Genomic DNA, 23,088 nt, shown 5'->3' on the forward strand with positions numbered 1-23,088 from the left:
GCACAGCGGGCGGGCGGCGCTCAGTCCAGGTCGTCGTGCCGAACCAGCTGCCGCGCCGCCTCGGTGATGGACCCGGTCAGCGACGGGTACACCGAGAACGTCTGGGCCAGATCACCGACGGTGAGCTTGTTCTGCACCGCGAGGGCGATGGGCAGGATCAGTTCGGAGGCGTTCGGCGCCACCACGACACCGCCGATGACCACACCGGTGGCCGGCCGGCAGAAGATCTTCACGAAGCCCCGGCGCAGACCGCTCATCTTGGCGCGCGGGTTGGTGGCCAACGGCAGCATCACGGTGCGCGCCGGGTACTCACCGGTGTCGATGGCGTTCTGCGACACCCCCACCGTGGCGATCTCCGGTCGCGTGAAGATCGCGGACGCAACGGTTTTCAACTTGATCGGGCTCACGCCCTCGCCGAGTGCGTGGTACATCGCGATGCGGCCCTGCATGGCGGCCACCGATGCCAGCGGGAACAGCCCGGTGCAGTCGCCGGCCGCATAGATCCCCGCGACCGACGTGCGGGACACCCGGTCGACCTCGATGTAACCGCCCTTGCCGACCGCGACCCCGGCACGATCGAGTCCGAGATCGGTGGTGTTGGGGACCGAACCGACGGTCATCAGCACGTGACTGCCGGTCACGGTCGAGCCGTCGGCCAGATGCGCGGTGACCGAATCGCCGTGCCGCTCGACCTTGTCGGCGCGGGCGTGCTTGACCAGTTCGACGCCGCGTTCGGCGAGTGCGTCCTCGAGCACCAGCGCGGCGTCCTCGTCCTCGTGCGGGAGGACCCGGTCGCGGCTCGACACGAGCGTCACCTTGACGCCCAGTTCGGTGTAGGCGTGGACGAACTCGGCGCCGGTGACGCCGGAACCGATGACGACGAGGTGCTCGGGCAGCTCCTCGAGGTCGTAGAGCTGACGCCAGGTGAGGATGCGCTCGCCGTCGGGCTGGGCGTCGGGCAGCACGCGGGGCGAGGCGCCGGTCGCCAGCAGGACCACATCGCCGTCGTAGCGTTCGGTGGTTCCGTCGGCGAGGGTCGCGACGACGGTATGCGTCGAGACGCCGACCTGCCGCTCGTCGAGCACGGCGGTACCGGAGACGAGCGTCACGCCTTCGCTGATGAGTCGCGAGCGGATGTCCGCGGACTGGGCGAACGCGAGGTCGCGGACCCGCTGGTGGATCTGCGGCAACGTGACGGAGGTGTCGTCGGTCTTGATGTTGATGCCCAGGTCGACGGCGCGACGGACCTCGGTGCGGATGCCGGTGGACGCGATGAACGTCTTGGACGGGACGCAGTCCCACAACACGCAGGCACCGCCGATCCCGTCCGAATCGATCACCGTGATGTCGGCCCCGTAGGCGGCCGCCGCGAGCGCCGCCTCGTAACCCGCGGGTCCTCCGCCGATGATGACGATCCTGGTCACTGTGACTCCTGTTCTCCACGCCGGCTCGCCGCGTCCTTCGTGGGGAAGCTGCGCCCGGCTGTGTGTCGTGGCTCGACGGGAACGCGGGGTGACACGCTCCTCGGGTCGCGCGAGACGGTCGACCCCGTTCGCGCCGCCTACCAAACTAGTCGGGCGGGTCCGTCGTTGTGAACGTGGTCGCACACCGGGGCCGGGCCACGGTGTCGCCTTCCGGACTCGGCGGAGACCATCTAGGCTCCATCCGTGCCCATCTATGCCGCCTATGGATCCAACATGCATCCCGAGCAGATGGCCGAGCGCGCGCCGCACTCCCCGATGTCGGGCACCGGATGGCTCCGCGGCTGGCGTCTGACGTTCGGCGGCGGCGACATCGGGTGGGAGGGGTCCCTGGCCACGGTCACCGAGGACCGCGACGACCCCGACGCCCGGGTGTTCGTGGTTCTCTACGACGTCACCACCGAGGATGAGGATCTGCTCGACCGGTGGGAGGGTTCCGAGCTCGGCATCCACCGCAAGATCCGCGCCCGCGTCGACACCGCCGACGGCCCGGTACTGGCCTGGTTGTACGTCCTCGACGCCTTCGAGGGCGGGTTGCCCTCGGCGCGCTACCTCGGCGTCATGGCCGAGGCGGCGGAGATCGCCGGCGCACCCGCGGAGTATGTGCAGGACCTCCGGTTGCGCGAGTCGCGCAATGTCGGACCCGGACCGGGGCCCGCGGAATAGAACGAGGTGTCCTAGCCGGCGGCGCTGGTCGCGTTCAGCACGATCCCGGCGAGCGCGCGCACACCGATGGCGAGGGCACGTTCGTCGAGATCGAAGTTGGGCGCGTGCAGATCGACCTGCGGTCCGAATCCGTCCCACACGCCGAGGCGGGCCATCGCTCCCGGCACGTGTTCGAGATACCAGGAGAAATCCTCGCCGCCGGGTGACTGCGGGGTGTCCGCGATCGCGTTGGGCCCGATCGCGGCGACCGACCGTTCGAACATCCCGACCGCGACCTCGTCGTTGACGACCGGCGGCACCCCGCGGAAGTACGAGAGGTCGTAACGGACGCCGAGCGGTGCCAGCAGCTCGCCGACGACGCTGCGGACCAGCGGTTCGAGCTGGGCCCAGGTGGCGTGATCGCCGGTGCGGACCGTGCCGCGCATGCGACCCTCCTGCGGGATGGCGTTGGCGGCGCTGCCGGCATTCGCCGCGCCCCACACCATCACCGTGCCCGAACGCGGGTCGATCCGTCGCGACAGCACCCCGGGCAGGCCGGTGATCACCGTGCCCATCGCGTAGATGAGATCCCCGGTGAGGTGCGGCCGCGACGTGTGCCCGCCGGCCGAGTGCAGTTGCAGATCGATGTGGTCGGCCGCGGACGTCAACGGGCCGGACCGCAGGCCGACCGTGCCGACCGGCAGGCGAGGGTCGCAGTGCAGGGCGAAGATGCGGCCGAGACCGGTGGTGACGCCCGCCTCGATGGCGTCGAGGGCTCCGCCGGGCATGACCTCCTCGGCGGCCTGGAAGATCAGACGCACGCCGACCGGAAGTGGTTCGGCCGCGGCGAGGAGCTTCGCGACGCCGATCAGGATGGCCGTGTGCGCGTCGTGACCGCACGAGTGCGACGCGCCCTCCACCGCCGAGGTGAACGGCAGGCCGGTGTGTTCGGTCACCGGCAGGGCATCCATGTCCGCGCGCAGCGCGATACGGGGCTCACCGGCGGGACCGAGGTCGCACACCACTCCGGTGCCCAGCGGCAGCCGGCGCGGGGTGAGTCCGGCAGCGGTGAGCTCGCTCATCACCAGCTCGGTGGTGCGGACCTCTTGCCGGGACAGTTCCGGATGCGCATGGATCTGCCGGCGCCACGCGATGAGATCGCCGCCGTGCTCGGCCAGCCAGGCGTCGATGGGATCGTCCGCCGCGGCGAAGTCCGCTCCCGCGGCCGACATCAGAAGACTCCGGGCGGGGTCTGACGTGCGAGGTCGTCGAGCAGGGGGCCACGGAGTCCGCGCTTGATCAGCGCCAGGTTGGGTCCGGCGGTCGCGGAGCGGGCGGCCGCGATCTCGGTGGCCCGCTTCACGAGGAGCTCGGCGTCCACGGCCTCGTCGACGATTCCCGCACGCACCGCGTCGTCGGCGCCGTACCGCCGGCTGGTGTACATCGCCTCGGTGGCGGTGCGATCGGTCAGTCGGGTGCGCAGCAACGTGGCCATCCCACGGGTGAACGGCATGGTGAGAGCGGCCTCGGGCAGCGACCAGAAACCGCGTTCGGTGCGCATCAGGACGTGGTCGGTACACAACGCGAGCATCGCTCCGGCGCCGAAGGCGTGTCCGTTGACGGCGCTGACCGTCGGAACGGGCAGGGTGAGCACCTTCGCGTACAGGGCGTGCACGCGGTCGAGGTAACCGGGCAGCTGGTCGGGAGCGGCGAAGATGTGGTCGGTGTCCAGGCCGTTGGAGAAGAACTTCCCGGTGGCGGTGATCACCAGCGGTCGTGTCGGGTCGGCGACCACCTGGTCCAGCAGTGCATCGACCTCGTCCAACCAGTCGGCCCGGAAGCGGTTCTCCGGATTGGACTCGCTGATCTCCTCACCGCGCGCTCCGAGATGGAGCTCGACGACCTCCCCGTCACCGTTCAGAAATGGCATGTCCCGACCTTATCGCTCCCGGTCTCGTCGCCACCGACCCGATCGGTCGGCGCGGTGCGACGCGCGGCCGTGTGGGCCGGGGAACGGTTTAGGGTTGGCGCATGGAGCCCACCGCCGACCCCGATGCCGCGGCCATCGTCGCCGCGGCCACGATCGCTGCCGAGACCGACGCCGCTACACACGATGTGGCCGTCATCCTCGGGTCGGGATGGTCACCCGCCGCCGACGCCTTCGGGCGGCCCATCCGCTCGTTGCCGATGGCGTCGATCCCGGGATTCGTCCCGCCCAAGGCCGCCGGCCACGGCGGCGTGGTCCACTCCGTCCGGATCGGTGATCGACGAGTCCTGTTAATGCTGGGACGTATTCACGCCTACGAGGGCCACGACCTCGCTCGCGTGGTCCACCCGGTCCGCACCGCAGCCGCGGCCGGTGTCCACACCGTCGTGCTCACCAACGCGGCGGGCGGTCTGCGCGAGGACATGTCGGTCGGGCAACCCGTGCTCATCTCGGATCATCTGAATCTCACGGCCCGCTCCCCGTTGGTCGGGGCCCAGTTCGTCGACCTGGTCGATGCGTATTCACCGCGGCTGCGACAGATCGCGCGCGGCATCGACCCGGGCCTCGCCGATGGGGTCTACGCCGGGCTCCCCGGCCCGCACTACGAGACCCCCGCCGAGATCCGGATGTTGCGGACGATGGGTGCGGACCTGGTCGGGATGTCGACCGTGCACGAGACCATCGCGGCGCGCGCCGCCGGACTCGACGTGCTCGGCATCTCCCTTGTCACCAACCTCGCGGCCGGCATGACCGGCGAACACCTGAGCCACGCAGAGGTCCTGGAGGTCGGCCGCGCGTCGGCAACCCGGATGGGCGAGCTGTTGGCCCTGATCATCGGCGAACTGTAGGACCGAACGGAACCGGCGGCCGGCCGAACCGAAGGAGCGAGATGACCTATCCACCGAGCGGTCCAGGCGGCTATCCCCAGTATGGCTATCCGTCGGGCGGTTACCCGCAGGGCCCGGTGCCACCTGGCCCGCCTCGGTCCCCGTGGTCGTCGCCGGCGGTGCTGGTGGCGATCGGCGCGGGCGTGCTGCTGGTGGTGGTGGGCGTCCTCGCGGCGCTGCTCCTGATCCCCGCGGACGACGAGTCCGCGGACCGCGACAGCGCGGACGGCGGACAACCGTCGGCGTCGACCTTCACGAGTACCGTCACCCGCCCCGCGGAGACGACGACCCCCACCACCGCGACCACCACCACGACGCCGCCGCCCCCGGTCCGGCCGACCCCCACCGTCGCCGGCGCGGACTGGCAGGGATTCACCAGCGGCCCCCGCTGCAACGCCGCCGACGACCCCGCCGTGGCCGTCGGACAGACCGCCCGGTCGCGCGTGGTGATCTGCCAGGTGGGCACCCAGACGGGCCGCTTGTACTACAAGGGCGCCGCACCCGAGGGCGGGATCGAACTCCAGTTCCCGACCCGCACCGGCGACACCTTCGAGGCGCGCAACGGTTCGGTGCGTTACCTCGTCTCGCCGACAAGTCTCACCATCGTCGACGGCGGCGCCGTGCTCACCGAGGAGCCGATGCTCGCGTACTGGTCGCTGCCCGGCTGAGACCCGCCGCACCTCGCTGACCGCGGTTCGGCGCAGCCCGGTCACCGTAATTCGAAGCGTGCGTGACGGGACGACCGTTGCCACGCCGACGTTGCCGCCCCCGCTTGGACGTGCCGCCAGTTCGCCTGGGGCACAGACGACCACCGTCCCCGGCAGTTTGGAACACCCGGCAGCACTGGCCCAGGTCCGGGCCCTCATTCGGCGCTCGGCAGTCGCCTTCCACCCACGACGACGAGACGTTCCGGTCTCGTACGGGCGGTTGCCGCTGGGGTGACACTGTTGAGTTGTCAAGGGACAGGTTCGGTCCCGGGTGTGGCCCGGGTGCGGAAGGTGCTGCGCGAAGGTGTGGTCAGGCGGCGTCGTCGAGTCGCATGGTGCGTCGGTTGTAGGCGGGTAGTGGCCGGCGGTGCGGGTCGATCGACGCGGGTGGGATGAGCCACGGGTGCCGGTCGTAACCAATGACGATGTCCCAGCCGTGGTGGTGGACCTGGGTGTGGCAGCGTTGGCAGAGCAGGCAGCCGTTGTCGAGGTCGGTGGGTCCGCCGTCGGCCCATGACCGGATGTGGTGGACTTGGGTATGTGAGGGTGGTGCACCGCATTTGATGCAGCAGGCGTCGCGCACGATGATTGCTTTGCGGAGGTGTGCCGGATACAACCGGCGGGTGTGACCCATCTGCAGCGGTACGCCCTCACGGTCGAGGATTATCTCGGTCAGGGACCCGTCGCACGACACCTTTTTGGCGGTCGCTTGGCTGACCGTCCCGGTCCACGGCAGCGTTGCCAGCTCTCCGGTCGCGGGGATCGTCAGCATCAGTTGCGTGCGCGGGGAACCAACGGTATCGATGGTCGCGCCGATCGCGGCTTGGTCGAGGATCAACTCGAAAGCGTCGGCGCGGCGTTGCTCGGCGGTGCGACGATCCTCGGCTCCGTCGGGTTCGGGTTTTGGGCAGGAGCGTTCGTCGATCATGGCCAGGAACTTCTCGCCGACCACCTGGGTGAGATCGGCACGGACCTCGACGCGGCCGTCGTCGGTGGTGTGTGCGTTGACCGAGTTCAGCGATGGGTCGTCGGCCGCCGGTACACCGGTGTCAGAGTCGTCGCAGAGTGTGTTGCCGATGGCTCGAGCGTGCTTGAGTACTTCAGTCGGTGTCGCGCCCGACAGCGCCTGGGCGACGAGCTCGCTCTCATGCCGGGTGCGATCGTCGTCGGAAAGCCCTTCGTGACAACGTTTCTCGATCTCGTTCACCCCGCGCACGATGGCGTCGACGATCTCGCCAGCCAGTCTCCCGTCGGCCGCGTGACGCGCCACCACGGGCAGCGTCGGTAGGGCGTTGACACTTCGCACGGTGCGAAGAGCAGCGGCAGGTGCGTGGCCGCTTTCGATCAGCAACTTCTTGGTGGTACTGCCGGCTTTCTGCGCGACGCCGAGTTCGTCGAGTTGCGCTGCGTGGGTGACGATCTGATGATCAGCAAGGTTGCGGATCAGGCGCCATGTGTCGAGGGCGTCGAATGTTGCTCTGCCGGTGGGGTCGTCGGCGGGTGGGGTGGTCTCGATGAGTTGATCGAGGAGAGTGGCTAGCTCTGACATGACTCCAAGGTACAGGAACATCCATTCGATTACGAGAAAACTCCACAAGCCCAGAAATTACGAAACCAATGACTGTGCAGCGCTTTTCGTCCACCGTGCGTTTGCAGTGCGTGGATCGATGACAGTGGTGAACTTCAGTCACACCCGTTTCGGAATTCGTTCTTCCAACGGTGTTCTTGCCGCGGACTCGCTGTAGCCCCGGTGAAGTTGTGGACGCGTAGGCGTTCGGGCGAATCCGCCGATACCGGTGTGGATTCGGTGGTTTTCGTAGTCGTGCAGCCAGTCGTCGTAGGTCGCCGCTCGGGCGGCCTCAGTGGTGTAGACCTCGCGTAGGCCCTTTCCGAGGCGAGCAACCGGTGGAAGCGTTCAACTCTGTTGTGGTCTGTGGCCGGTACAGACGGGTCTCTGGTGCGCGATCTCATGGCCGAGGGCATGCGCGGAAAGCCCTGGGCGGCAACTGCCGCCGTAGTCGGTCAACAACTCTTGTCCGTGATGCCGTGCGCGTGGAAGAAGGGCGTGCCCGGCCCCAGAATTGCGTATCGGTCTCTGTGCGTTCGTCGGTGAGGATCTCGGAGTACGCAGCCGAGTGTGGTCGTCGACGATATGGAGGCCTCCGGGAGCGCCGTGATCTAAGCGGCGCGGTGGGGTTCGGCGTACCGGCAGCGCGGTGGCCTGGGCGAGGTGTCGCAACAGTGGCATCCCGTATCGGCGCAGCACCGCCTCGACGGTCGATCTCGCAGCAGTAGATGCGTGGCAATAGGAGCTGCGTCCCGGCGGGGAGATAGGCGTAGCTCGATGATTCGACGTTCACGTCGCACCGGGGTTCGTTGGGTGACAGGTGGGGCGGCTGGAGTGATCTGTCATGCCGGCTTCGCCGTGAACGCGGTAGCCGTCGACCCGTTTCTCGGCCGTCGCTCGAGCATTCAAACCGTCCGGCGGCCCACCGCAGCGGCCGTCCGTGATCGGTGATCGACGAAGCATCCTGCCAGTACCAGACGGCGGCGTTCGGCGAAAAGAACATCAGGGCGGGTCATGAGGGCCTTTGAATGACGACGTGTGGCTTGTCTCAGCGACGTGCCGCGCGAGGTTCAGCCATACTCACGAATACCTCGGACCGAACTGCCGGTCGCCCGCGTCACCGAGACCGGGCACGATGTAGTTGACCTCGTTGAGCCCGTCGTCCACGGCAGCCACGACGAGCCGGCACGGGTGACCGGAATTCTCCAGCGCCGCAACCCCTTCAGGTGCGGCGACGACACACACGGCGGTGATGTCGGTGGCATTGCGGGCGACCAGCAACTCGATGGTGTGGAGCATGGAGCCGCCGGTGGCGAGCATGGGGTCGAGGACGAACACCGGCCGTCCCGACAGGTCCTCCGGCAGCGACTCCAGGTACGGCACGGGTTGTGCGGTCTCCTCGTCGCGGGCGAGGCCCACGAAACCGACATGCGCCTCGGGCACCATCGCGTGCGCCTGCTCGACCATCCCGAGGCCGGCCCGCAGGACCGGGACCAGGAGAGGCGGGGATGCCAGCCTCGATCCCGTGTGCGCGGTCATCGGCGTGTTGATCGCGACGTCGGCGCGCGGCGCACCGGCAAGCGCCTCGTAGATCAGCATCTGGGTGAGGTCGGACAGCGCAGCCCGGAATCCGGCGTTGTCGGTGGTCTCGTCACGCATCGTGGTCAGACGCGCGGCTGCGAGGGGATGGTCGACGATCAGGGACTCCATGCCGACACCCTATTTCCTCCCCGGCGCTCGCGTGCCGCTTGGGCGAGCTCCACCACGCCGGTCTGGGTCGCCGCGAGAATTTGATGGAACCCAACGGGGCCGCGCCGCGTCGAAAACCCATGAGCCCGTCCTCCCCCCATCCCTATCCCGCACCCACCCGGCCAGGCCCGGACACAGGTGGCCGACTGTTCGCCGATTCGTCTGCGCTGCACGAGTTCTCCGGCGCACACCGCACGAACGCCCAGATGCTCGAGGGCGGGACCGGCAGCGACGACGCCGCCGTGGTCGAACTAGCCATCACCTTCGGTCTCATCGGCATCGAGTTCCTCACCGCCGTCGTCGAGTTCCTCGACCTGCACCGTCGCACCATCGAGGCCGCGACGGCGCGCGAGGAACGCGTCGGACTCACGACGAGCTCGGCCGCAACGTCCTACGCCGACTGCGACTGCGCCGCCGCCGACCGGATCGCGACGGCCGGTGAGCTGACGCTGTGATCCCCGTCGAACTCCTCATCGAGCCACTGCGGCAACTGATCGCCGCGCTGGGGACCGGCATCCTGGCACCGGGCAACCCCGCCGAGCAGGTCCGGACCGTAGCGGGCACCGTCGAGTCGGTGCGCCAGCGGTCGACGTCGGCCGCCGAGTCCGTCCGCACGCGGTGGGACGGAGCCGGGGCCGCCGGAGCCGCAGCCGCGACCGCGGCGAACCAGCGCCGACTCACCGAACTCACCGAATGCGCCGCCCAGTTCGGCCGGCTCGTCGAGAGCGCCGGCCGTACCGTCCACATGGCGTCGACCGCGCTGAACGGCCTCGTGGACTCCCTGGAACGGCATGTCCGTGGCCTCAACGGCGGATTGGCCACTCCGGCAGTCCTTCTCGCGGTCCTGCCGATCGCCGTCGAGCATCTGAGCCGCGGCGTGGAGATCATCGGTCGTGCTCGCGCCGAGCTCGGCTCCGACACCGAGGCGATGGCCGCCCTGGCCCGCCGCACGGCGCCGGCCGAGATGGTCGGAGTCGCAGGCGGCGACGCCGCCAGACTGTCGCCCGTCCCCACGCCCGGCGGCGTCCCCATCACGCTGCCCGACGGCTCGGTCGCCCACGCTCCGAACGAACGCGCGGCGACCGCGGTGCGGGCCGCGCTGAGTCAACGCGGGGTGCCCTATGTCTGGGGCGGGACGACGCCCGACGGATTCGACTGCAGCGGCTTCACACAGTGGGCCTACCGGCAGGCCGGGCTCGAAATCCCCCGCCTCGCCCAGGAGCAGGACACCGCCGGGTATCAGGTGTCCCAGGCGCAGCTGCAGCCCGGAGACCTCGCGGTGTGGTCCGGCCACGTGGCGATGTACATCGGCAATGGTCAAATGATCGAAGCCGGTGACCCCGTAGGCGTCTCGCCGGTGCGAACCTCGAACCTCGACCAGGCATTCGAAGGATTCTTCCGTCCACGATGAGAGCCGCGCCGATGGTCGCACCCGCGGGCGAGTCAGGAGTTCATCGAAAAGTCGTCGGCACACCACCGACCGTCTGTGGGGGCACTACTGGATCCGCCGCCGACAATCGCTAGGCTGTGTCCCCATGGCCGGAGACATCGTCCCGATTGAGCTCGGACTCACCGACGGAAACAGCTTCACCCTGTGGGCACCCCGCTGGCGTGAGGGCGATGACGAATGGGAGGCCTTCCTCGGACTGGACGAGGACCTGTACGTCCTGCCCTCTGTCGCCGAGCTCGCCGCGTTCATCCGCACCAACGAGGACAACGATCTCGTCGAGCATCCGGCGTGGTCGACCGTGGTCGGCCTGCAGGCCGATGAACTGGTCCCCGACGAGCGCCACAGCTACGACCTCGTCGGCGTACCCGAGCTCGCCGCGGAGGACCCCACCGCCGAGGTCATCGCCGAACTCGAAGACGCACTCGAGATCGTGCGCATCCTCGGTGAGGTCTGCGAACTGACACCGGTCACCAAGTTCTTCAACGGCAACCCGATCCTGGGCGCCGTCACCACCGGCACACGCAACTTCGACGGCCGCGAGGGCACCGACCTCTGGGTGCGCATCGGCCGGCTCATCGCCAAGCACTGGGATGACGTGCTCGATGCCATCGACGGTGTCATCAGCACACCGAAGGTGGACGCCAAGGCCGTCGAGACCGCCGAGGCCGAACTCGAGGCCGCCGCGTCCGCCGAGGACGAGGACGAGCCGACCGACGATGACATCGAGATCGTCGGTGCCCCCGACGCCGAGTCCTCGGACGCCGCCGACGACGATGACCTCGAAGAGGACACGGACGACGAGGACGAGGACGACTACGACGACGACGATTTCTGGGCGTCGGTCGGCATCGACCCGATCAAGATCGTCACCAGCGCGAACGAGTACCTGACACTGCGGTGCTATCTCGGAGACGACCCGGTGTTCCTCGGCACCAAGGGCAAGATCTTCGTGTTCACCTCGGCGCGCTCGCTCTCGCGGTTCCTCGCCGACGACAACACGCATGACCTCGCCGACCTGTCCACGTTCGACGAGGTCCGCACCGAGGCGACCAACGGATCCCTCGAGTTCGACGTCATCGACGACAACGTCTACGTCCTGCCGGGTCTCGCCGACGACATCGCCGACGGCCCCCGCCGAATGGATCGCGACCAGCTCGACCTCGCCGTCGAACTCTTCACCGACGCAGCCGACTACGCCGGTGACAACACGGTCTCCGAGGCCCTCGGCACCACCACCCCGCTGGGATGGTTCGTCGACTACACCGTCAACCCCGACCCCAAGCGCATGGCGCCCAGCGGTCCGTTCGACAACGAGGCCGAGGCGTGGCGCGCGCTCGAGCACGACTTCGAGGCCCGGCTCACCAAGAAGGGCTGACGGGCGCAGTCCTCTCCGCCCATAACCGGCCGCGACGGTGCTGCTCAGCCGAGCAGCACCGCGTAGCCGGGCTTGATCACGTCGTCGATGAACGCCAGCCGCTCGTCGAAGTGGATGAACGCCGACTTCATCGCGTTCACCGTGAACCGTTCGAAATCCGCCCAGCCGTAGCCGAACCGATCGGCGAGCAGGCCGAATTCCTTGCTCATGGTGGTGTCGGACATCAATCGGTTGTCGGTGTTCACCGTCACCCGGAACCGTAGGCGCGCCAACACGTTGAACGGATGCTCGGCGAGTGAACCGACCGCCCCGGTCTGCACATTCGAACTCGGGCACAGCTCCAGCGGAATCCGCTTGTCCCGCACGATGTTCGCCACCTGACCCAGCCGCGCACCCGCGAACGAGTGCGCCGCGAGATCGACCCCCTCCGGGAGTTCGATGTCGTCGAAGACGCGGACGCCGTGACCCAACCGGTCCGTCCCGCAGAAGCCGATGGCCTCGTGGATCGACGGCAGCCCGAATGCCTCGCCGGCGTGGATGGTGAAGGGCGCACAGTTGGCCCGCATGTATTCGAAGGCGTCGAGATGGCGGGTCGGCGGATGCCCCGCCTCGGCGCCGGCGATGTCGAAACCGACGACACCCCGGTCCCGGTAGCGGACCGCGAGTTCGGCGATCTCGCGTGACCGGGCGGCGTGGCGCATCGCGGTGACCAGGCACCGCACGGTGATCGTCCGGCCCCGCTCGGCCGCGACCGCCTCGCCCTCGGCGAAGCCCCGCAGCACCGCTTCGACGACCTCGTCGAGGGTCAGCCCGCCTTCGAGATGCTGTTCGGGCGCATAACGCACCTCGGCGTACACGACCCCGTCGGCGGCGAGGTCCTCCACGCACTCGCGCGCGACGCGTTCCAACCCGCCGACGGTCTGCATCACCGCGACCGTATGCGAGAAGGTCTCGAGGTAGCGCTCGAGCGAGCCGCTGTCGGCCGCACGTCGGAACCACTGCCCGAGCGTCTCGGCGTCGTCGATCTGCCTGCCGTTCTCATCCGCCGGGAGGCCGTCGTATCCCACCTCGTGGGCCAACTCGAGGACCGTCGCGGGCCGGAGTCCGCCGTCGAGGTGGTCGTGGAGGAGCACCTTCGGGGCGAGGGAGATGTTCGCCGGGGTCAGCGTCGTCATGATGGAAACCTAACGCGGTCGATGATCAGTGGACGGGTGCGCGCGCCGCCCGCGTGTTCGGCGGAGTCGGGCCCCACGGTCGTCGCCCCGGCCAGGCAGGAGCGGGCTCCGGGGATCCGGTCCTCATCCTGCGTGTGGAGGGTGAACAGCGGTTGACCGGCTCGGACACGATCACCGGGCTTCGCATGGATGGTCACTCCCGCCTCTGCCGCGACCGCCTCCCCCGGCTGCGATCGGCCGCCGCCGAGTCGCCACGCGGCGTCGCCGACCGCGCGCGCGTCCATCTCGGTGACGATGCCGTCGCCCGACGCGGTCACGGTGTCGTGGTGGCGCGCCGTCGGCAGGGGCGCATCGGGGTCGCCACCTTGCGCCGCGATCATCGCCCGCCACGTGTCCATCGCCCGGCCGTCGGCGAGATGGGTTGCGGGGTCGGCGTCGACGAGCCCAGCGGCGTCGAGCATCTCCCGGGCGAGGGCCAGGGTCAGTTCGACGACGTCGGCGGGTCCGCCGCCGGCGAGTACCTCCACCGACTCGGCCACCTCAACGGCGTTGCCGATCGCGAGTCCGAGCGGTGTGCCCATGTCGGTGATGACCGCACGGGTGTCGACACCGGCGTCGTGACCGAGTTCGACCATGGTCGACGCCAGTTCGCGCGCGTCGTCCTCGTCGGGCAGGAAGGCACCCGACCCGGTCTTGACGTCGAGGACCAGCGCACCGGTGCCCTCGGCGATCTTCTTGCTCATGATCGACGACGCCAGCAGCGGAATGGACTCGACCGTGCCCGTGACATCGCGCAGGGCGTAGAGCTTGCGATCGGCGGGTGCCAGGTCGGCGCCTGCGGCACAGATGACCGCGCCGACCCGCTCGAGCTGGTCGAGCATGTCAGACGTGCTCACCTCGGCCCGCCACCCCGGGATGGACTCCAGCTTGTCGAGCGTCCCACCGGTGTGACCGAGCCCCCGACCGGACAGCTGCGGCACCGCGACACCGAACGACGCGACGAGCGGCGTGAGCGGGAGGGTGATCTTGTCCCCGACGCCGCCGGTGGAGTGTTTGTCCACGGTGGCCAGCGGCCGCCCGTCCCGCTGCAGACCGGACAGGTCCATCCGGCGCCCGCTGTCGATCATCGCGTGCGTCCAGGACGCGATCTCACGGCGATTCATCCCGCGCAGATATATGGCCATCAGCAATGCCGACATCTGTTCCGCCGCCACCTCGCCGCGGGTGTAGCCGTCGACCATCCACGCGATCTGTGCGTCGGCGAGTTCGTGTCCGCCCCGCTTGGTGGCGATCACCGACACCGCGTGGATGATCTCCCGGGCGTCGACCGTCATGAACGGACCGCCTCGAGATCGTCGGGTCCGAAGGCATCGGGAAGCAGCTCGGCGAGCATCCGGGGACCACCGGGGTGGTCGACGAGGAGCTCGCGCCCGCCGTGTTCGAGCAGGACCTGTCGGCACCGTCCGCACGGCATCAGAACCGCCCCGCGGGCGTCGCAGACGCTGACCGCCCGCAGCGCTCCGCCTCCGTCGTTCACCAGGGCCGCGACCAGTGCGACCTCGGCGCAGATACCCAGGCCATATGAGACATTTTCCACATTACAACCGGCGACGACACCGCCCTCGGCTGTGATCCCGGCGGCGCCCACCGGGTACCGGGAGTAGGGTGCGTAAGCACGACCGATCATCGATCTGGCCTTGTCCCGCAACACATCCCAATCGATTTCTGTAACCACGTGGATCTCCTGTCGCCCGGCGTCATCGGCCGTTCATCCGGATTTCATCACCGCAAAGCTTGGGTAAGGCAAACCTAAGTCGTAATGTCTTGTCGCCCAGATCGGTTCGGGCAATTTACCACCGGAATGTGCATGGGTTTAGAGTCTCTTCGTATGGGTCCATGGTCGAGTCGGAGCATGCCGATTCGACGCGTCCATCGACGATGTTGGAGGCCACTTTCCCGATGAGCACCTCGACCGAAGTCGCACCCGACCCGGTGCGCAGACGATCTCTTTATCGCGGCGATCCCGGCATGTGGTCGTGGGTCCTGCACCGCATCACCGGCGTCACGATCTTCTTCTTCCTCTTCGTACACGTGCTCGACACCGCGGTCATCCGAGTCGACCCCAATCAGTACGACGAGATCATCGAGACCTACAAGACGCCGATCATCGGTCTCATGGAGATTGCCCTGGTCGCGTGCGTCCTGTTCCACGCCTTCAACGGTGTGCGCCTGATCCTCGTGGACTTCTGGTCCAAGGGACCCAAGTACCAGCGACAGATGCTGTGGGTGGCCATGACCCTGTTCGTCATCGTCTTCGGTGCCGGCACGGTCCGCCTGCTGCAGATCATGTTCAGCCACCTGTAGGAGACACCAGAGATGACCACCTCGGAAGCCACCGGTGTCGCCAAGACCCTCGGTACTCAGCACGACCGTCCCGCGAGCCTGGACAACCCGCGCTCGCCCCGCAAGCCCAAGGGCGGCAACTTCGAGAAGAACGCATGGCTGTTCATGCGGTTCTCCGGGCTGCTGCTCGTCGTCCTGACGATCGGCCACATGTTCATCATGCTGGCCTGGGACGGCGGCGTGCACCGCATCGACTCCTCGTTCGTCGCCGCGCGGTGGAGCTCACCCTTCTGGCAGATCTGGGACCTCACCATGCTGTGGCTGGCCCAACTGCACGGCGGCAACGGTGTGCGCACCGTCATCGCCGACTACTCCCGCAAGGACTCGACCCGTTTCTGGCTGAACGTGCTGCTCGCCGTGTCGATGATCCTCGTCCTCACGATGGGCACCTACGCCCTCCTGACCTTCGACGTCAACAGCGTCGGCTAAAGGAGACCCACAACATGCAGGAACATCGCTACGACGTCGTCATCGTGGGCGCCGGCGGCGCAGGCATGCGCGCGGCGATCGAAGCCGCCCCTCGGGCCCGCACCGCGGTGCTGACCAAGCTGTACCCGACCCGCAGCCACACCGGCGCGGCCCAGGGCGGCATGTGTGCGGCACTCGCCAACGTCGAGGAAGACAACTGGGAGTGGCACACCTTCGACACCGTCAAGGGTGGTGACTACCTCGCCGATCAGGATGCCGTCGAGATCATGGCCAAGGAGGCCATCGACGCGGTGCTCGATCTCGAGAAGATGGGCCTGCCCTTCAACCGGACACCCGAGGGCAAGATCGATCAGCGACGCTTCGGCGGCCACACCCGCGATCACGGCAAGTCCCCGGTCCGGCGGGCCTGCTACGCCGCCGACCGCACCGGCCACATGATCCTGCAGACGCTCTACCAGAACTGCGTCAAGCACGACGTCGAGTTCTTCAACGAGTTCTACGCCCTCGACATCTGCCTCACGGAGAACGAGAAGGGCGAGCAGGTCGCGACCGGTGTCGTCGCCTACGAGCTCGCGACCGGCGAGATCCACGTCTTCCACGCCAAGTCGATCGTGTTCGCCACCGGCGGCTCGGGCCGTATGTACAAGACGACCTCGAACGCGCACACGCTGACCGGCGACGGCATGGGCATCATCTTCCGCAAGGGCCTGCCCCTCGAGGACATGGAGTTCCACCAGTTCCATCCGACGGGTCTCGCGGGGCTCGGCATCCTCATCTCGGAGGCGGTCCGCGGTGAGGGCGGCATCCTGCGCAACGCCGACGGCGAGCGTTTCATGGAGCGCTACGCCCCCACCATCAAGGACCTCGCGCCGCGCGACATCGTGGCCCGGTCGATGGTGCTCGAGGTACTCGAAGGTCGCGGCGCCGGGCCGAACAAGGACTACGTCTACATCGACGTGACCCACCTCGGCGAGGACGTCCTCAACGAGAAGCTCCCCGACATCACCGAGTTCGCCCGTACCTACCTCGGCGTCGACCCGGTCACCGAGTACGTGCCGGTGTTCCCCACCTGTCACTACGTCATGGGCGGCATACCGACCAACATCAACGGTCAGGTGCTGCGCAACAACGACGAGGTCGTCCACGGCCTGTACGCCGCCGGCGAGTGTGCGTGCGTGTCGGTCCACGGAGCCAACCGGCTGGGCACCAACTCACTGCTCGACATCAACGTCTTCGGACGACGCGCGGGGATCGCGGCCGCGGACTACGCGAACTCGGCCGAGTTCGCCGAGCTTCCCGAGACGCCCACCGAGATGGTCGACTCGTGGCTCGAGCTGCTGCTCAGCGACCACGGACACGAGCGCGTCGCCGACATCCGTACCGAGCTGCAGGCCTCGATGGACGCGAACGCCTCGGTGTTCCGCACCGAGGAGACCCTCAAGCAGGCCCTGACCGACATCCACCGGTTCAAGGAGCGCTACGCCCACATTCGAGTCCATGACAAGGGCAAGCGCTTCAACAGCGATCTCCTCGAGGCCATCGAACTCGGCTTCCTGCTGGAGATGGCGGAGGTGACGGTGGCCGGAGCCCTGAACCGCAAGGAGTCGCGCGGCGGTCACGCACGCGAGGACTACCCGGATCGTGACGACGTCAACTACAAGCGGCACACCATGGCCTATAAAAAGGGCACGGACCTCCTTTCAGACATCGAGTTGGAGTACAAGCCGGTCGTGGAAACCCGCTACGAGCCGATGGAGCGTAAGTACTGATGACATCTGTTCTGGACAAGCCCGCACCGTCTTCCGACGATCCGCCGTTGCCTCCGGTGCCCGACGAGGCCACCATGGTGACGCTCAAGATCTTCCGCTTCAACCCGGAGAATCCCGACGCCCAGGGCTTCGAGAGCTTCCGCGTCCCGGCGCTGCCGACCGACCGCCTGCTCAACCTGCTCCTGTACGTGAAGGGCTACCTGGACGGGACGCTCACGTTCCGTCGTAGTTGCGCCCACGGCGTGTGCGGGTCGGACGCGATGCGGATCAACGGCGTCAACCGTCTCGCCTGCAAGCTGCTGATGAAGGACATGCTCCCGAAGGACAAGTCCAAGGAGATCACGATCACCATCGAGCCGATCCGCGGCCTGCCGGTGGAGAAGGATCTCGTGGTCGACATGGAACCGTTCTTCGACGCGTTCCGCGCGATCAAGCCGTTCCTGATCACCTCGGGTAACGAGCCGACCCGCGAACGCATCCAGAGCCAGGCCGACCGCGCCCGGTTCGACGACACCACCAAGTGCATCCTGTGCGCCTGCTGTACGACGAGCTGCCCGGTCTTCTGGACCGAGGGTTCGTACTTCGGTCCCGCCGCGATCGTCAACGCGCACCGGTTCATCTTCGACAGCCGCGACGAGGGGGCCGTCGAGCGTCTCGACATCCTCAACGACGTCGACGGTGTGTGGCGTTGCCGCACCACGTTCAACTGCACCGACGCGTGCCCGCGTGGCATTCAGGTCACCCAGGCGATCTCGGAGGTCAAGCGCGCACTCATGTTCTCGCGCTAGCCGATTCGAACTTTCTCTGCAGCCCGGCAACGGCCCGCACCCTCAGGGGTGCGGGCCGTCGTCGTCGGTGCCGGGGTCCCGACGGAAGATGCCGGCGACGATCGATTCCGCGCTCCGCGCCTCCTCGTCGGGTTCGGCGGGCCAGAGCAGCAGGGCGAGAACGGAACGGATGAGGAACCGTGCATCCGCGGGATCATCGGGGTCGACGCCGACCAGATCGGCGGCCACCGCGTGCACCGCGGGGGACGACAGGACGGTTGGCGTCGCGCCGATGAGGTTGTCGGGCCGGAGGAACTGCCGGATGACCCGGTCGCCGCGTAGTGCGCGCAGGGTCTCGATGATCGCCGTCTGGGCGCGATCGGGCCCGGTGAGATCCGCGACGGTCGCACGGATGGCGGCGAGCACCGGTGCCGACGTGGTGGCCAGCACGGACTCGATCAGCGCGGACCGACCGCCGGCATGGCGGTAGATCGTCGCCCTCGAACAGTGCGCCCGACGACCGAGCTCGTCGAGGTCGAACCCGTCGAGGCCACGGCGTGCGATGAGGGCCGCCGCGTGCGCGATCAGACGCTCGCGTGCAGCATCGTGCCGGTCTCCGTCGACCAGCCAGTCCCGGGCCATCGCTCCGCCGTTCTCATGGTGAGACGAACCATCCTGTCGATGAAGGACGTTCCAGCTGTTCACGAGGCTAGCCTGAGACACCGGATGGTGTCGTGACTTCTCACCGATCTCGACTTCGGGGATATGCGTGCATCGACGGCCCGGGGTCGCCCACGCTGGACTCCATGGACACCACCGCCGATCCCACGACCTTCTACTCGCGTCTGCACACCGGTTCGCCCGTGCAGCGAATCGGGGATTCATCGTTCTTCGCCGTCGGCTCCTGGGACCTGATCGCCGACGCGGTCCGACGCCCGGAGGACTTCTCGTCGAACCTGACCGCCACGATGGTGTGGCACGGCGACGGCACGGTCTCGGAGTTCCCGGTCGCCGGCCTGGGCGACGCTATGCACGTCCTCGCCACCGCCGACGGGGCCAGGCACCGCGATCATCGGAAGCTCGCCATGCGGTCGGTGTCTCCGGCACGTACCCGCGAGCTCGAACCGACCATTCGTCGATACATCACGGAGGCATGGGCCGACGATCTCCGTGGTGGCCGGATCGATTGGGTGAGCGCTGTCGCGCAACGGATTCCGATGGAGGTCGCCACGGCGGTGATCGGATTGCCGGTCGCCGACCGTGCCACGCTGACCCGGTGGGCGATCGCGACGAACGTCCTGATCGACGGCGTCATCACGCCGGACCAGCTGACGACGGCAACCGCGGCGGTCGGTGAGCTGACGGCGTATCTGTCGGCGGCGATGAGCAACGCACACAATGACACCGGCGCCGGGAGCGAAGCGAGCGGGCCGACCGCGCTGGTCGAGGTGGCACGCCGCGTCGCCGAGGGCGGTCTCGATCACGAGACCGCGGTGATGATCCTGTTCCAGCTGGTCGCCGCCGGGGCCGAGTCGACCACGAGCCTGCTCAACAGTGCCGTCTGGCTGTTGGACCGCCATCCCGACGTCGTCGAACGGTTACGCAGCGACCCCGGGCTCATCCCGGTGTTCGTGGAGGAGGCCCTTCGGCTCGAGACCCCGTTTCGTGGGCATTTCCGGCACGTGGTCGCCGACACGACGCTGGGCGACACCGCATTGCCGGCGGGGTCACATGTGTTCCTGATGTGGGGTGCCGCCAATCGGGATCCCGCGCATTTCGACTATCCCGGCGCGATCGATCTCGATCCGGCGGCGCGGCGGTCGCACCTGGCGTTCGGCAAGGGCCTGCACCTGTGTGTCGGAGCGACACTGGCACGATTGCAGGCGCGCCTCGCGGTCGAGCATCTGCTGCGCTCCGCGACTGACTTCCGGGTTGATCTGACGCAGACGGCGTGGGAGCCCGGGGTTCTCGTCCGTCGTTTCACCACGCTGCCGCTGACGATCAGCTGACCGGAAGACCTCGCCTTCGCTGCCACTCAGCAGCCCGATGGAACCGATACGCCGTCCGATGCGTCGAAGGAGTACCGAGGAACCCGGCCCGTCGCCGGACCGGTGATCGCCCATCGAACGGAGTACTTCATGGCCCGCGCCCTTCTGTTCCGGCTGCTGCTGACGCTCGCGGTGAGTGCCCTCGCGTGCCTCCTGGTGTTCGCACCGGCCGCGGCAGCGCCCACCACCGACACGCAACGCATCACGATCACGCTGATCTCCGACCACGAGCACAACGGCGCCGCAGCGTGGACGGACGCAGACGGAAGACTCCGCATCCAATCCGAAGTGCCGCTGTCGCAACGAGATCCAGACGGCAAGTTCAAGGCGTCGTTGGTGTACACGCGGGCCGCGGCCGAGGCACCGGTCGACGCGCTGTTCCAGTCCGGCGGGCGGTTCGCACGGTGTGAGATCACGGTCGACAGTGAACGGGTCGCCGACCACACCGCGCACGGGTCCCGTCCCACGAGTTCATGTCATTCCGGTTGACGCAACCCGGCGTGGGTTCCGCCCCCGCGTCGGTGAGAGGAATCGCCACCGAGACCGTACTCTTGAACTCGTCATGAGCACCAGAACACAGCCGGTCGAACGCCCGCGGGAGCGGTTGCGGGTCTTGGAGATCCGGCACGCGGAGTCCGAACCACCCGGCGCCTACGGACCCGCCCTGCACGCGATCACCGAGACGACCACCCTGCGGATCTGGCGCGAACCCGCGACCGTCGATCCAGCGGATTTCGACGCCATCCTCGTTCTCGGCGGAGCGATGGGAGTCGGTGACGCGGACCGCATCCCGTGGATCGCCGACGAGATCGACCTGCTCCGCCGTGCCCGTGAACGCGGTGTGCCCATCTGGGGTGTCTGTCTGGGCGCGCAGATGCTGGCAGCGGCTCTCGGTGGCGAGGTGCACACGAGCGACATACCGGAACTCGGTGTACGCCGGGTGCGTCTCAACGACGCAGGGATGGCCGACCCGGTGTGGGGCGGGGCGGTCATCGCACCCGCACCACGCGACATCGACACAGTCCAGTGGCATTTCGACACGTTCACCCTGCCACCCGGGGCCACCCTGCTCGCGTCCTCCGACGCCTGCGTCAATCAGTTGTTCCGCGTGGACAACTGCTACGGAGTGCAGTTCCACCTCGAAGCCGGCGGCGATCTCGTCAGGGGGTGGCTGTCACACCAGGAATCACGGTCCGCGGTGGCCGAGGTCCTGGGTGAGTCGGCCACCGACCGCTTCCCGATCGACGCCGCGGCCGCCGAGAAAGTGACCGTGCCGACGGCGGAGGCAGTGATGCGGCGCTGGTTGCACGATGTCGTCGGCAGCGCACGGCCCCGCTGGTAACGTGCGGCCGATGACCCCGACGTGGACTCGTCGTACCGCGTGCGCGCTCGTCGCCGTGCTGACCGTCGGAGTGCTCGGCCTCGTCCTTCGCGTCGGCCCGGCCGTGGCCGTCCCGCTGCCGACCGTACCGCCTCCGGCGATCACCACGCCGGTCACCGATCACTGCCCGCACAAAGTCGCCACGCCTCCGGCCGTCGACGAATCCGAGGTCGTCGCACCGGGTTCGACGACCCCCACTCCCCTTCCTGTTCCCGCACCGGCCGTCGGCGGTGACCAACTCGCCGGTTGCGGGGTCATCGCCGATCCGTCGGCCGGTCCCGTTCCGCCACTGCTGACCTCCGCGGGTTGGTTGATCGCCGATCTCGAGTCCGGACAGGTCATCGCCGCCAAGGATCCCCACGGCCGTTACCGGCCCGCGTCGACGATCAAGGTGCTGCTCGCACTGGTCGCACTCGACGAACTCGACCTCGCCGCGCCGGTCGTGCCCACCGTCGAGGACTGGAGCACCGAAGGCGACTCCTGTGGCATGGGGCCCGGTGGTGTCTACACCGTTCGCGACGTGCTCACCGGACTGTTGTTGGTGTCCGGCAACGACTGCGCGCATGCGCTCGCGCGTCAGCTCGGCGGCATCGACGCGACACTCGAGAAGATGAATGACCGGGCCGCGCAGCTGGGCGCGACGGACACGCGTGCTGCCAGCCCGTCCGGACTGGACGCCGCCGGGATGTCCTCCTCGCCCTACGATCTGGCGCTGCTGTTCCGGGCCGCGATGACCGAGCCGACCTTTCGCGAGATCATCGCGATGCCCACGTTCCGTTTCCCGGGCTACCCGCGGCGTCCAGATGTGCCCGGCGACAAAGATCATCCGCCCTACGACATGTACAGCACCAACCGCCTCCTCGTCGATGGGTATCCGGGAATGCTCGGCGGCAAGACCGGTTACACCGACGACGCACGGAAGACGTTCGTGGGTGCCGCCGAACGCGACGGCCGGACGGTGATCATCGTGCAGATGTTCGGCCTGTCCGTCGACGGGGATCTGTACTGGGACCAGGCGAAGGCGATGTTCGACTACGGATTCCGAACCGACCCCGCCATCTCGGTGGGCCGCCTTGTCGAGCCGTCGGCCGCGTCCGGACCGTCCTCGACACCAACGCCGACGCGGACCGAGAACCGCGCCGTCGCAACAGGTTCCGACCAGGCGTCGTCGACCTCCGTCCAGATCCTCATCGGGCTCGTGGCCGCACTCGCGGCGGTCATCCTCCTGCTCATCGGGTTGAAGCTCGCCGGACGCCGCTGATCAGACG

The 23,088-nt window shown here is 68.1% G+C and carries 23 protein-coding genes and 1 pseudogene; 14 read left to right on the plus strand and 10 right to left on the minus strand.

The features are described from left to right. Nucleotides 1-20: 20 nt before the first annotated feature. The gene (locus Q9R39_RS05240; protein ID WP_058250647.1) at nucleotides 21-1,424 is read right to left on the minus strand and encodes an NAD(P)H-quinone dehydrogenase; all 1,404 of its coding nucleotides are present in this window, start codon (nucleotides 1,422-1,424) and stop codon (nucleotides 21-23) included. Nucleotides 1,425-1,667: 243 nt separating this feature from the next. On the opposite strand from Q9R39_RS05240, the gene Q9R39_RS05245 reads away from it, so the two are divergent. Further along, complete coding sequence (locus Q9R39_RS05245; protein WP_004021668.1) at nucleotides 1,668-2,147, plus strand: gamma-glutamylcyclotransferase; 480 nt, start codon at nucleotides 1,668-1,670, stop codon at nucleotides 2,145-2,147. 11 nt (nucleotides 2,148-2,158) lie between these two features. Here the strand turns inward: Q9R39_RS05245 and Q9R39_RS05250 are convergent, their stop codons facing one another. Together Q9R39_RS05250 and Q9R39_RS05255 are read right to left on the minus strand one after the other, a co-directional pair. After that, nucleotides 2,159-3,358: an amidohydrolase gene (locus Q9R39_RS05250; protein ID WP_058250648.1), complete on the minus strand. Its 1,200-nt coding sequence runs from the start codon at nucleotides 3,356-3,358 to the stop codon at nucleotides 2,159-2,161. After that, nucleotides 3,358-4,056, minus strand: coding sequence for an enoyl-CoA hydratase/isomerase family protein (locus Q9R39_RS05255; protein ID WP_211538158.1), 699 nt, complete (start codon nucleotides 4,054-4,056; stop codon nucleotides 3,358-3,360). Before Q9R39_RS05255 ends, Q9R39_RS05250 begins: the two co-directional genes overlap by 1 nt. A gap of 101 nt (nucleotides 4,057-4,157) precedes the next feature. Here Q9R39_RS05255 and Q9R39_RS05260 point away from each other — a divergent pair, with 101 nt between their 5' ends. Both Q9R39_RS05260 and Q9R39_RS05265 read left to right on the plus strand, forming a co-directional pair. Continuing rightward, nucleotides 4,158-4,961 (plus strand): purine-nucleoside phosphorylase, encoded by an 804-nt coding sequence (locus Q9R39_RS05260; RefSeq protein ID WP_311277172.1) that lies wholly within the window; start codon nucleotides 4,158-4,160, stop codon nucleotides 4,959-4,961. 41 nt (nucleotides 4,962-5,002) lie between these two features. Beyond that, a complete protein-coding gene (locus Q9R39_RS05265) occupies nucleotides 5,003-5,668 on the plus strand; it encodes a hypothetical protein (protein WP_078112066.1) in 666 nt (221 codons plus the stop codon). A gap of 349 nt (nucleotides 5,669-6,017) precedes the next feature. On the opposite strand, the gene Q9R39_RS05270 is transcribed toward Q9R39_RS05265, so the two are convergent. From Q9R39_RS05270 to upp, 3 genes and pseudogenes are all read right to left on the minus strand, one after another. Further along, a complete protein-coding gene (locus Q9R39_RS05270) occupies nucleotides 6,018-7,277 on the minus strand; it encodes an HNH endonuclease signature motif containing protein (protein WP_211538159.1) in 1,260 nt (419 codons plus the stop codon). A 117-nt stretch (nucleotides 7,278-7,394) separates the two neighbouring features. Continuing rightward, nucleotides 7,395-8,277 (minus strand): annotated as a pseudogene (locus Q9R39_RS05275) (integrase core domain-containing protein). Nucleotides 8,278-8,354: 77 nt separating this feature from the next. After that, nucleotides 8,355-8,984: a uracil phosphoribosyltransferase gene (gene upp, locus Q9R39_RS05280; protein ID WP_058250653.1), complete on the minus strand. Its 630-nt coding sequence runs from the start codon at nucleotides 8,982-8,984 to the stop codon at nucleotides 8,355-8,357. Between the two features lie 119 nt (nucleotides 8,985-9,103). Between upp and Q9R39_RS05285 the strand changes: the two genes are divergently transcribed. From Q9R39_RS05285 to Q9R39_RS05295, 3 genes are all read left to right on the plus strand, one after another. After that, nucleotides 9,104-9,478: a type VII secretion target gene (locus Q9R39_RS05285; protein WP_068971760.1), complete on the plus strand. Its 375-nt coding sequence runs from the start codon at nucleotides 9,104-9,106 to the stop codon at nucleotides 9,476-9,478. Then, nucleotides 9,475-10,434: a C40 family peptidase gene (locus Q9R39_RS05290; protein ID WP_211538160.1), complete on the plus strand. Its 960-nt coding sequence runs from the start codon at nucleotides 9,475-9,477 to the stop codon at nucleotides 10,432-10,434. Before Q9R39_RS05285 ends, Q9R39_RS05290 begins: the two co-directional genes overlap by 4 nt. A gap of 124 nt (nucleotides 10,435-10,558) precedes the next feature. Then, on the plus strand, nucleotides 10,559-11,848 hold the full coding sequence (locus tag Q9R39_RS05295; RefSeq protein ID WP_211538161.1) for a primosomal protein: 1,290 nt from the start codon (nucleotides 10,559-10,561) through the stop codon (nucleotides 11,846-11,848). Nucleotides 11,849-11,892: 44 nt separating this feature from the next. On the opposite strand, the gene Q9R39_RS05300 is transcribed toward Q9R39_RS05295, so the two are convergent. Genes Q9R39_RS05300 through Q9R39_RS05310 form a run of 3 tightly spaced genes read right to left on the minus strand, consistent with a single transcriptional unit; the run spans nucleotide 11,893 to nucleotide 14,758 of the window. Next, entirely contained in the window at nucleotides 11,893-13,023 is a 1,131-nt protein-coding gene (locus Q9R39_RS05300; RefSeq protein ID WP_068971758.1) for an adenosine deaminase, read from the minus strand. After that, nucleotides 13,020-14,357 carry a thymidine phosphorylase gene (locus Q9R39_RS05305; protein WP_211538162.1) on the minus strand — a complete coding sequence of 446 codons (1,338 nt, stop codon included), beginning with the start codon at nucleotides 14,355-14,357 and terminating at the stop codon, nucleotides 13,020-13,022. Before Q9R39_RS05305 ends, Q9R39_RS05300 begins: the two co-directional genes overlap by 4 nt. Then, entirely contained in the window at nucleotides 14,354-14,758 is a 405-nt protein-coding gene (locus Q9R39_RS05310) for a cytidine deaminase (RefSeq protein WP_058250658.1), read from the minus strand. The genes Q9R39_RS05305 and Q9R39_RS05310 overlap by 4 nt, the downstream gene beginning before the upstream one ends. Before the next feature lie 224 nt (nucleotides 14,759-14,982). Between Q9R39_RS05310 and sdhC the strand changes: the two genes are divergently transcribed. From sdhC to Q9R39_RS05330, 4 genes are read left to right on the plus strand one after another with little or no spacing between them, the layout of a single operon-like run. Further along, nucleotides 14,983-15,387 (plus strand): succinate dehydrogenase, cytochrome b556 subunit, encoded by a 405-nt coding sequence (gene sdhC, locus Q9R39_RS05315; protein WP_058250873.1) that lies wholly within the window; start codon nucleotides 14,983-14,985, stop codon nucleotides 15,385-15,387. A gap of 12 nt (nucleotides 15,388-15,399) precedes the next feature. Then, nucleotides 15,400-15,855 carry a succinate dehydrogenase hydrophobic membrane anchor subunit gene (locus tag Q9R39_RS05320; protein WP_058250659.1) on the plus strand — a complete coding sequence of 152 codons (456 nt, stop codon included), beginning with the start codon at nucleotides 15,400-15,402 and terminating at the stop codon, nucleotides 15,853-15,855. Between the two features lie 14 nt (nucleotides 15,856-15,869). Further along, nucleotides 15,870-17,624, plus strand: a complete 1,755-nt coding sequence (gene sdhA / locus Q9R39_RS05325; RefSeq protein WP_058250660.1) for a succinate dehydrogenase flavoprotein subunit — start codon at nucleotides 15,870-15,872, stop codon at nucleotides 17,622-17,624. Continuing rightward, the gene (locus Q9R39_RS05330; RefSeq protein ID WP_058250661.1) at nucleotides 17,624-18,412 is read left to right on the plus strand and encodes a succinate dehydrogenase iron-sulfur subunit; all 789 of its coding nucleotides are present in this window, start codon (nucleotides 17,624-17,626) and stop codon (nucleotides 18,410-18,412) included. Before sdhA ends, Q9R39_RS05330 begins: the two co-directional genes overlap by 1 nt. 42 nt (nucleotides 18,413-18,454) lie before the next feature. On the opposite strand, the gene Q9R39_RS05335 is transcribed toward Q9R39_RS05330, so the two are convergent. Then, the gene (locus Q9R39_RS05335; protein ID WP_058250662.1) at nucleotides 18,455-19,033 is read right to left on the minus strand and encodes a TetR/AcrR family transcriptional regulator; all 579 of its coding nucleotides are present in this window, start codon (nucleotides 19,031-19,033) and stop codon (nucleotides 18,455-18,457) included. Between the two features lie 164 nt (nucleotides 19,034-19,197). Between Q9R39_RS05335 and Q9R39_RS05340 the strand changes: the two genes are divergently transcribed. The 4 genes from Q9R39_RS05340 (at nucleotide 19,198) to Q9R39_RS05355 (ending at nucleotide 23,081) form a co-directional block, all read left to right on the plus strand. Beyond that, nucleotides 19,198-20,400: a cytochrome P450 gene (locus Q9R39_RS05340; RefSeq protein WP_159370496.1), complete on the plus strand. Its 1,203-nt coding sequence runs from the start codon at nucleotides 19,198-19,200 to the stop codon at nucleotides 20,398-20,400. A gap of 129 nt (nucleotides 20,401-20,529) precedes the next feature. After that, a complete protein-coding gene (locus Q9R39_RS05345; RefSeq protein ID WP_311277174.1) occupies nucleotides 20,530-20,928 on the plus strand; it encodes a hypothetical protein in 399 nt (132 codons plus the stop codon). Nucleotides 20,929-21,001: 73 nt separating this feature from the next. Next, the gene (locus Q9R39_RS05350; protein WP_311277175.1) at nucleotides 21,002-21,781 is read left to right on the plus strand and encodes a type 1 glutamine amidotransferase; all 780 of its coding nucleotides are present in this window, start codon (nucleotides 21,002-21,004) and stop codon (nucleotides 21,779-21,781) included. A gap of 10 nt (nucleotides 21,782-21,791) precedes the next feature. After that, on the plus strand, nucleotides 21,792-23,081 hold the full coding sequence (locus tag Q9R39_RS05355; RefSeq protein WP_311277176.1) for a D-alanyl-D-alanine carboxypeptidase family protein: 1,290 nt from the start codon (nucleotides 21,792-21,794) through the stop codon (nucleotides 23,079-23,081). Nucleotides 23,082-23,088: the final 7 nt, after the last annotated feature.

This window comes from Gordonia sp. AC31 (genome assembly GCF_031844505.1).
GTDB lineage: Bacteria > Actinomycetota > Actinomycetes > Mycobacteriales > Mycobacteriaceae > Gordonia > Gordonia hongkongensis.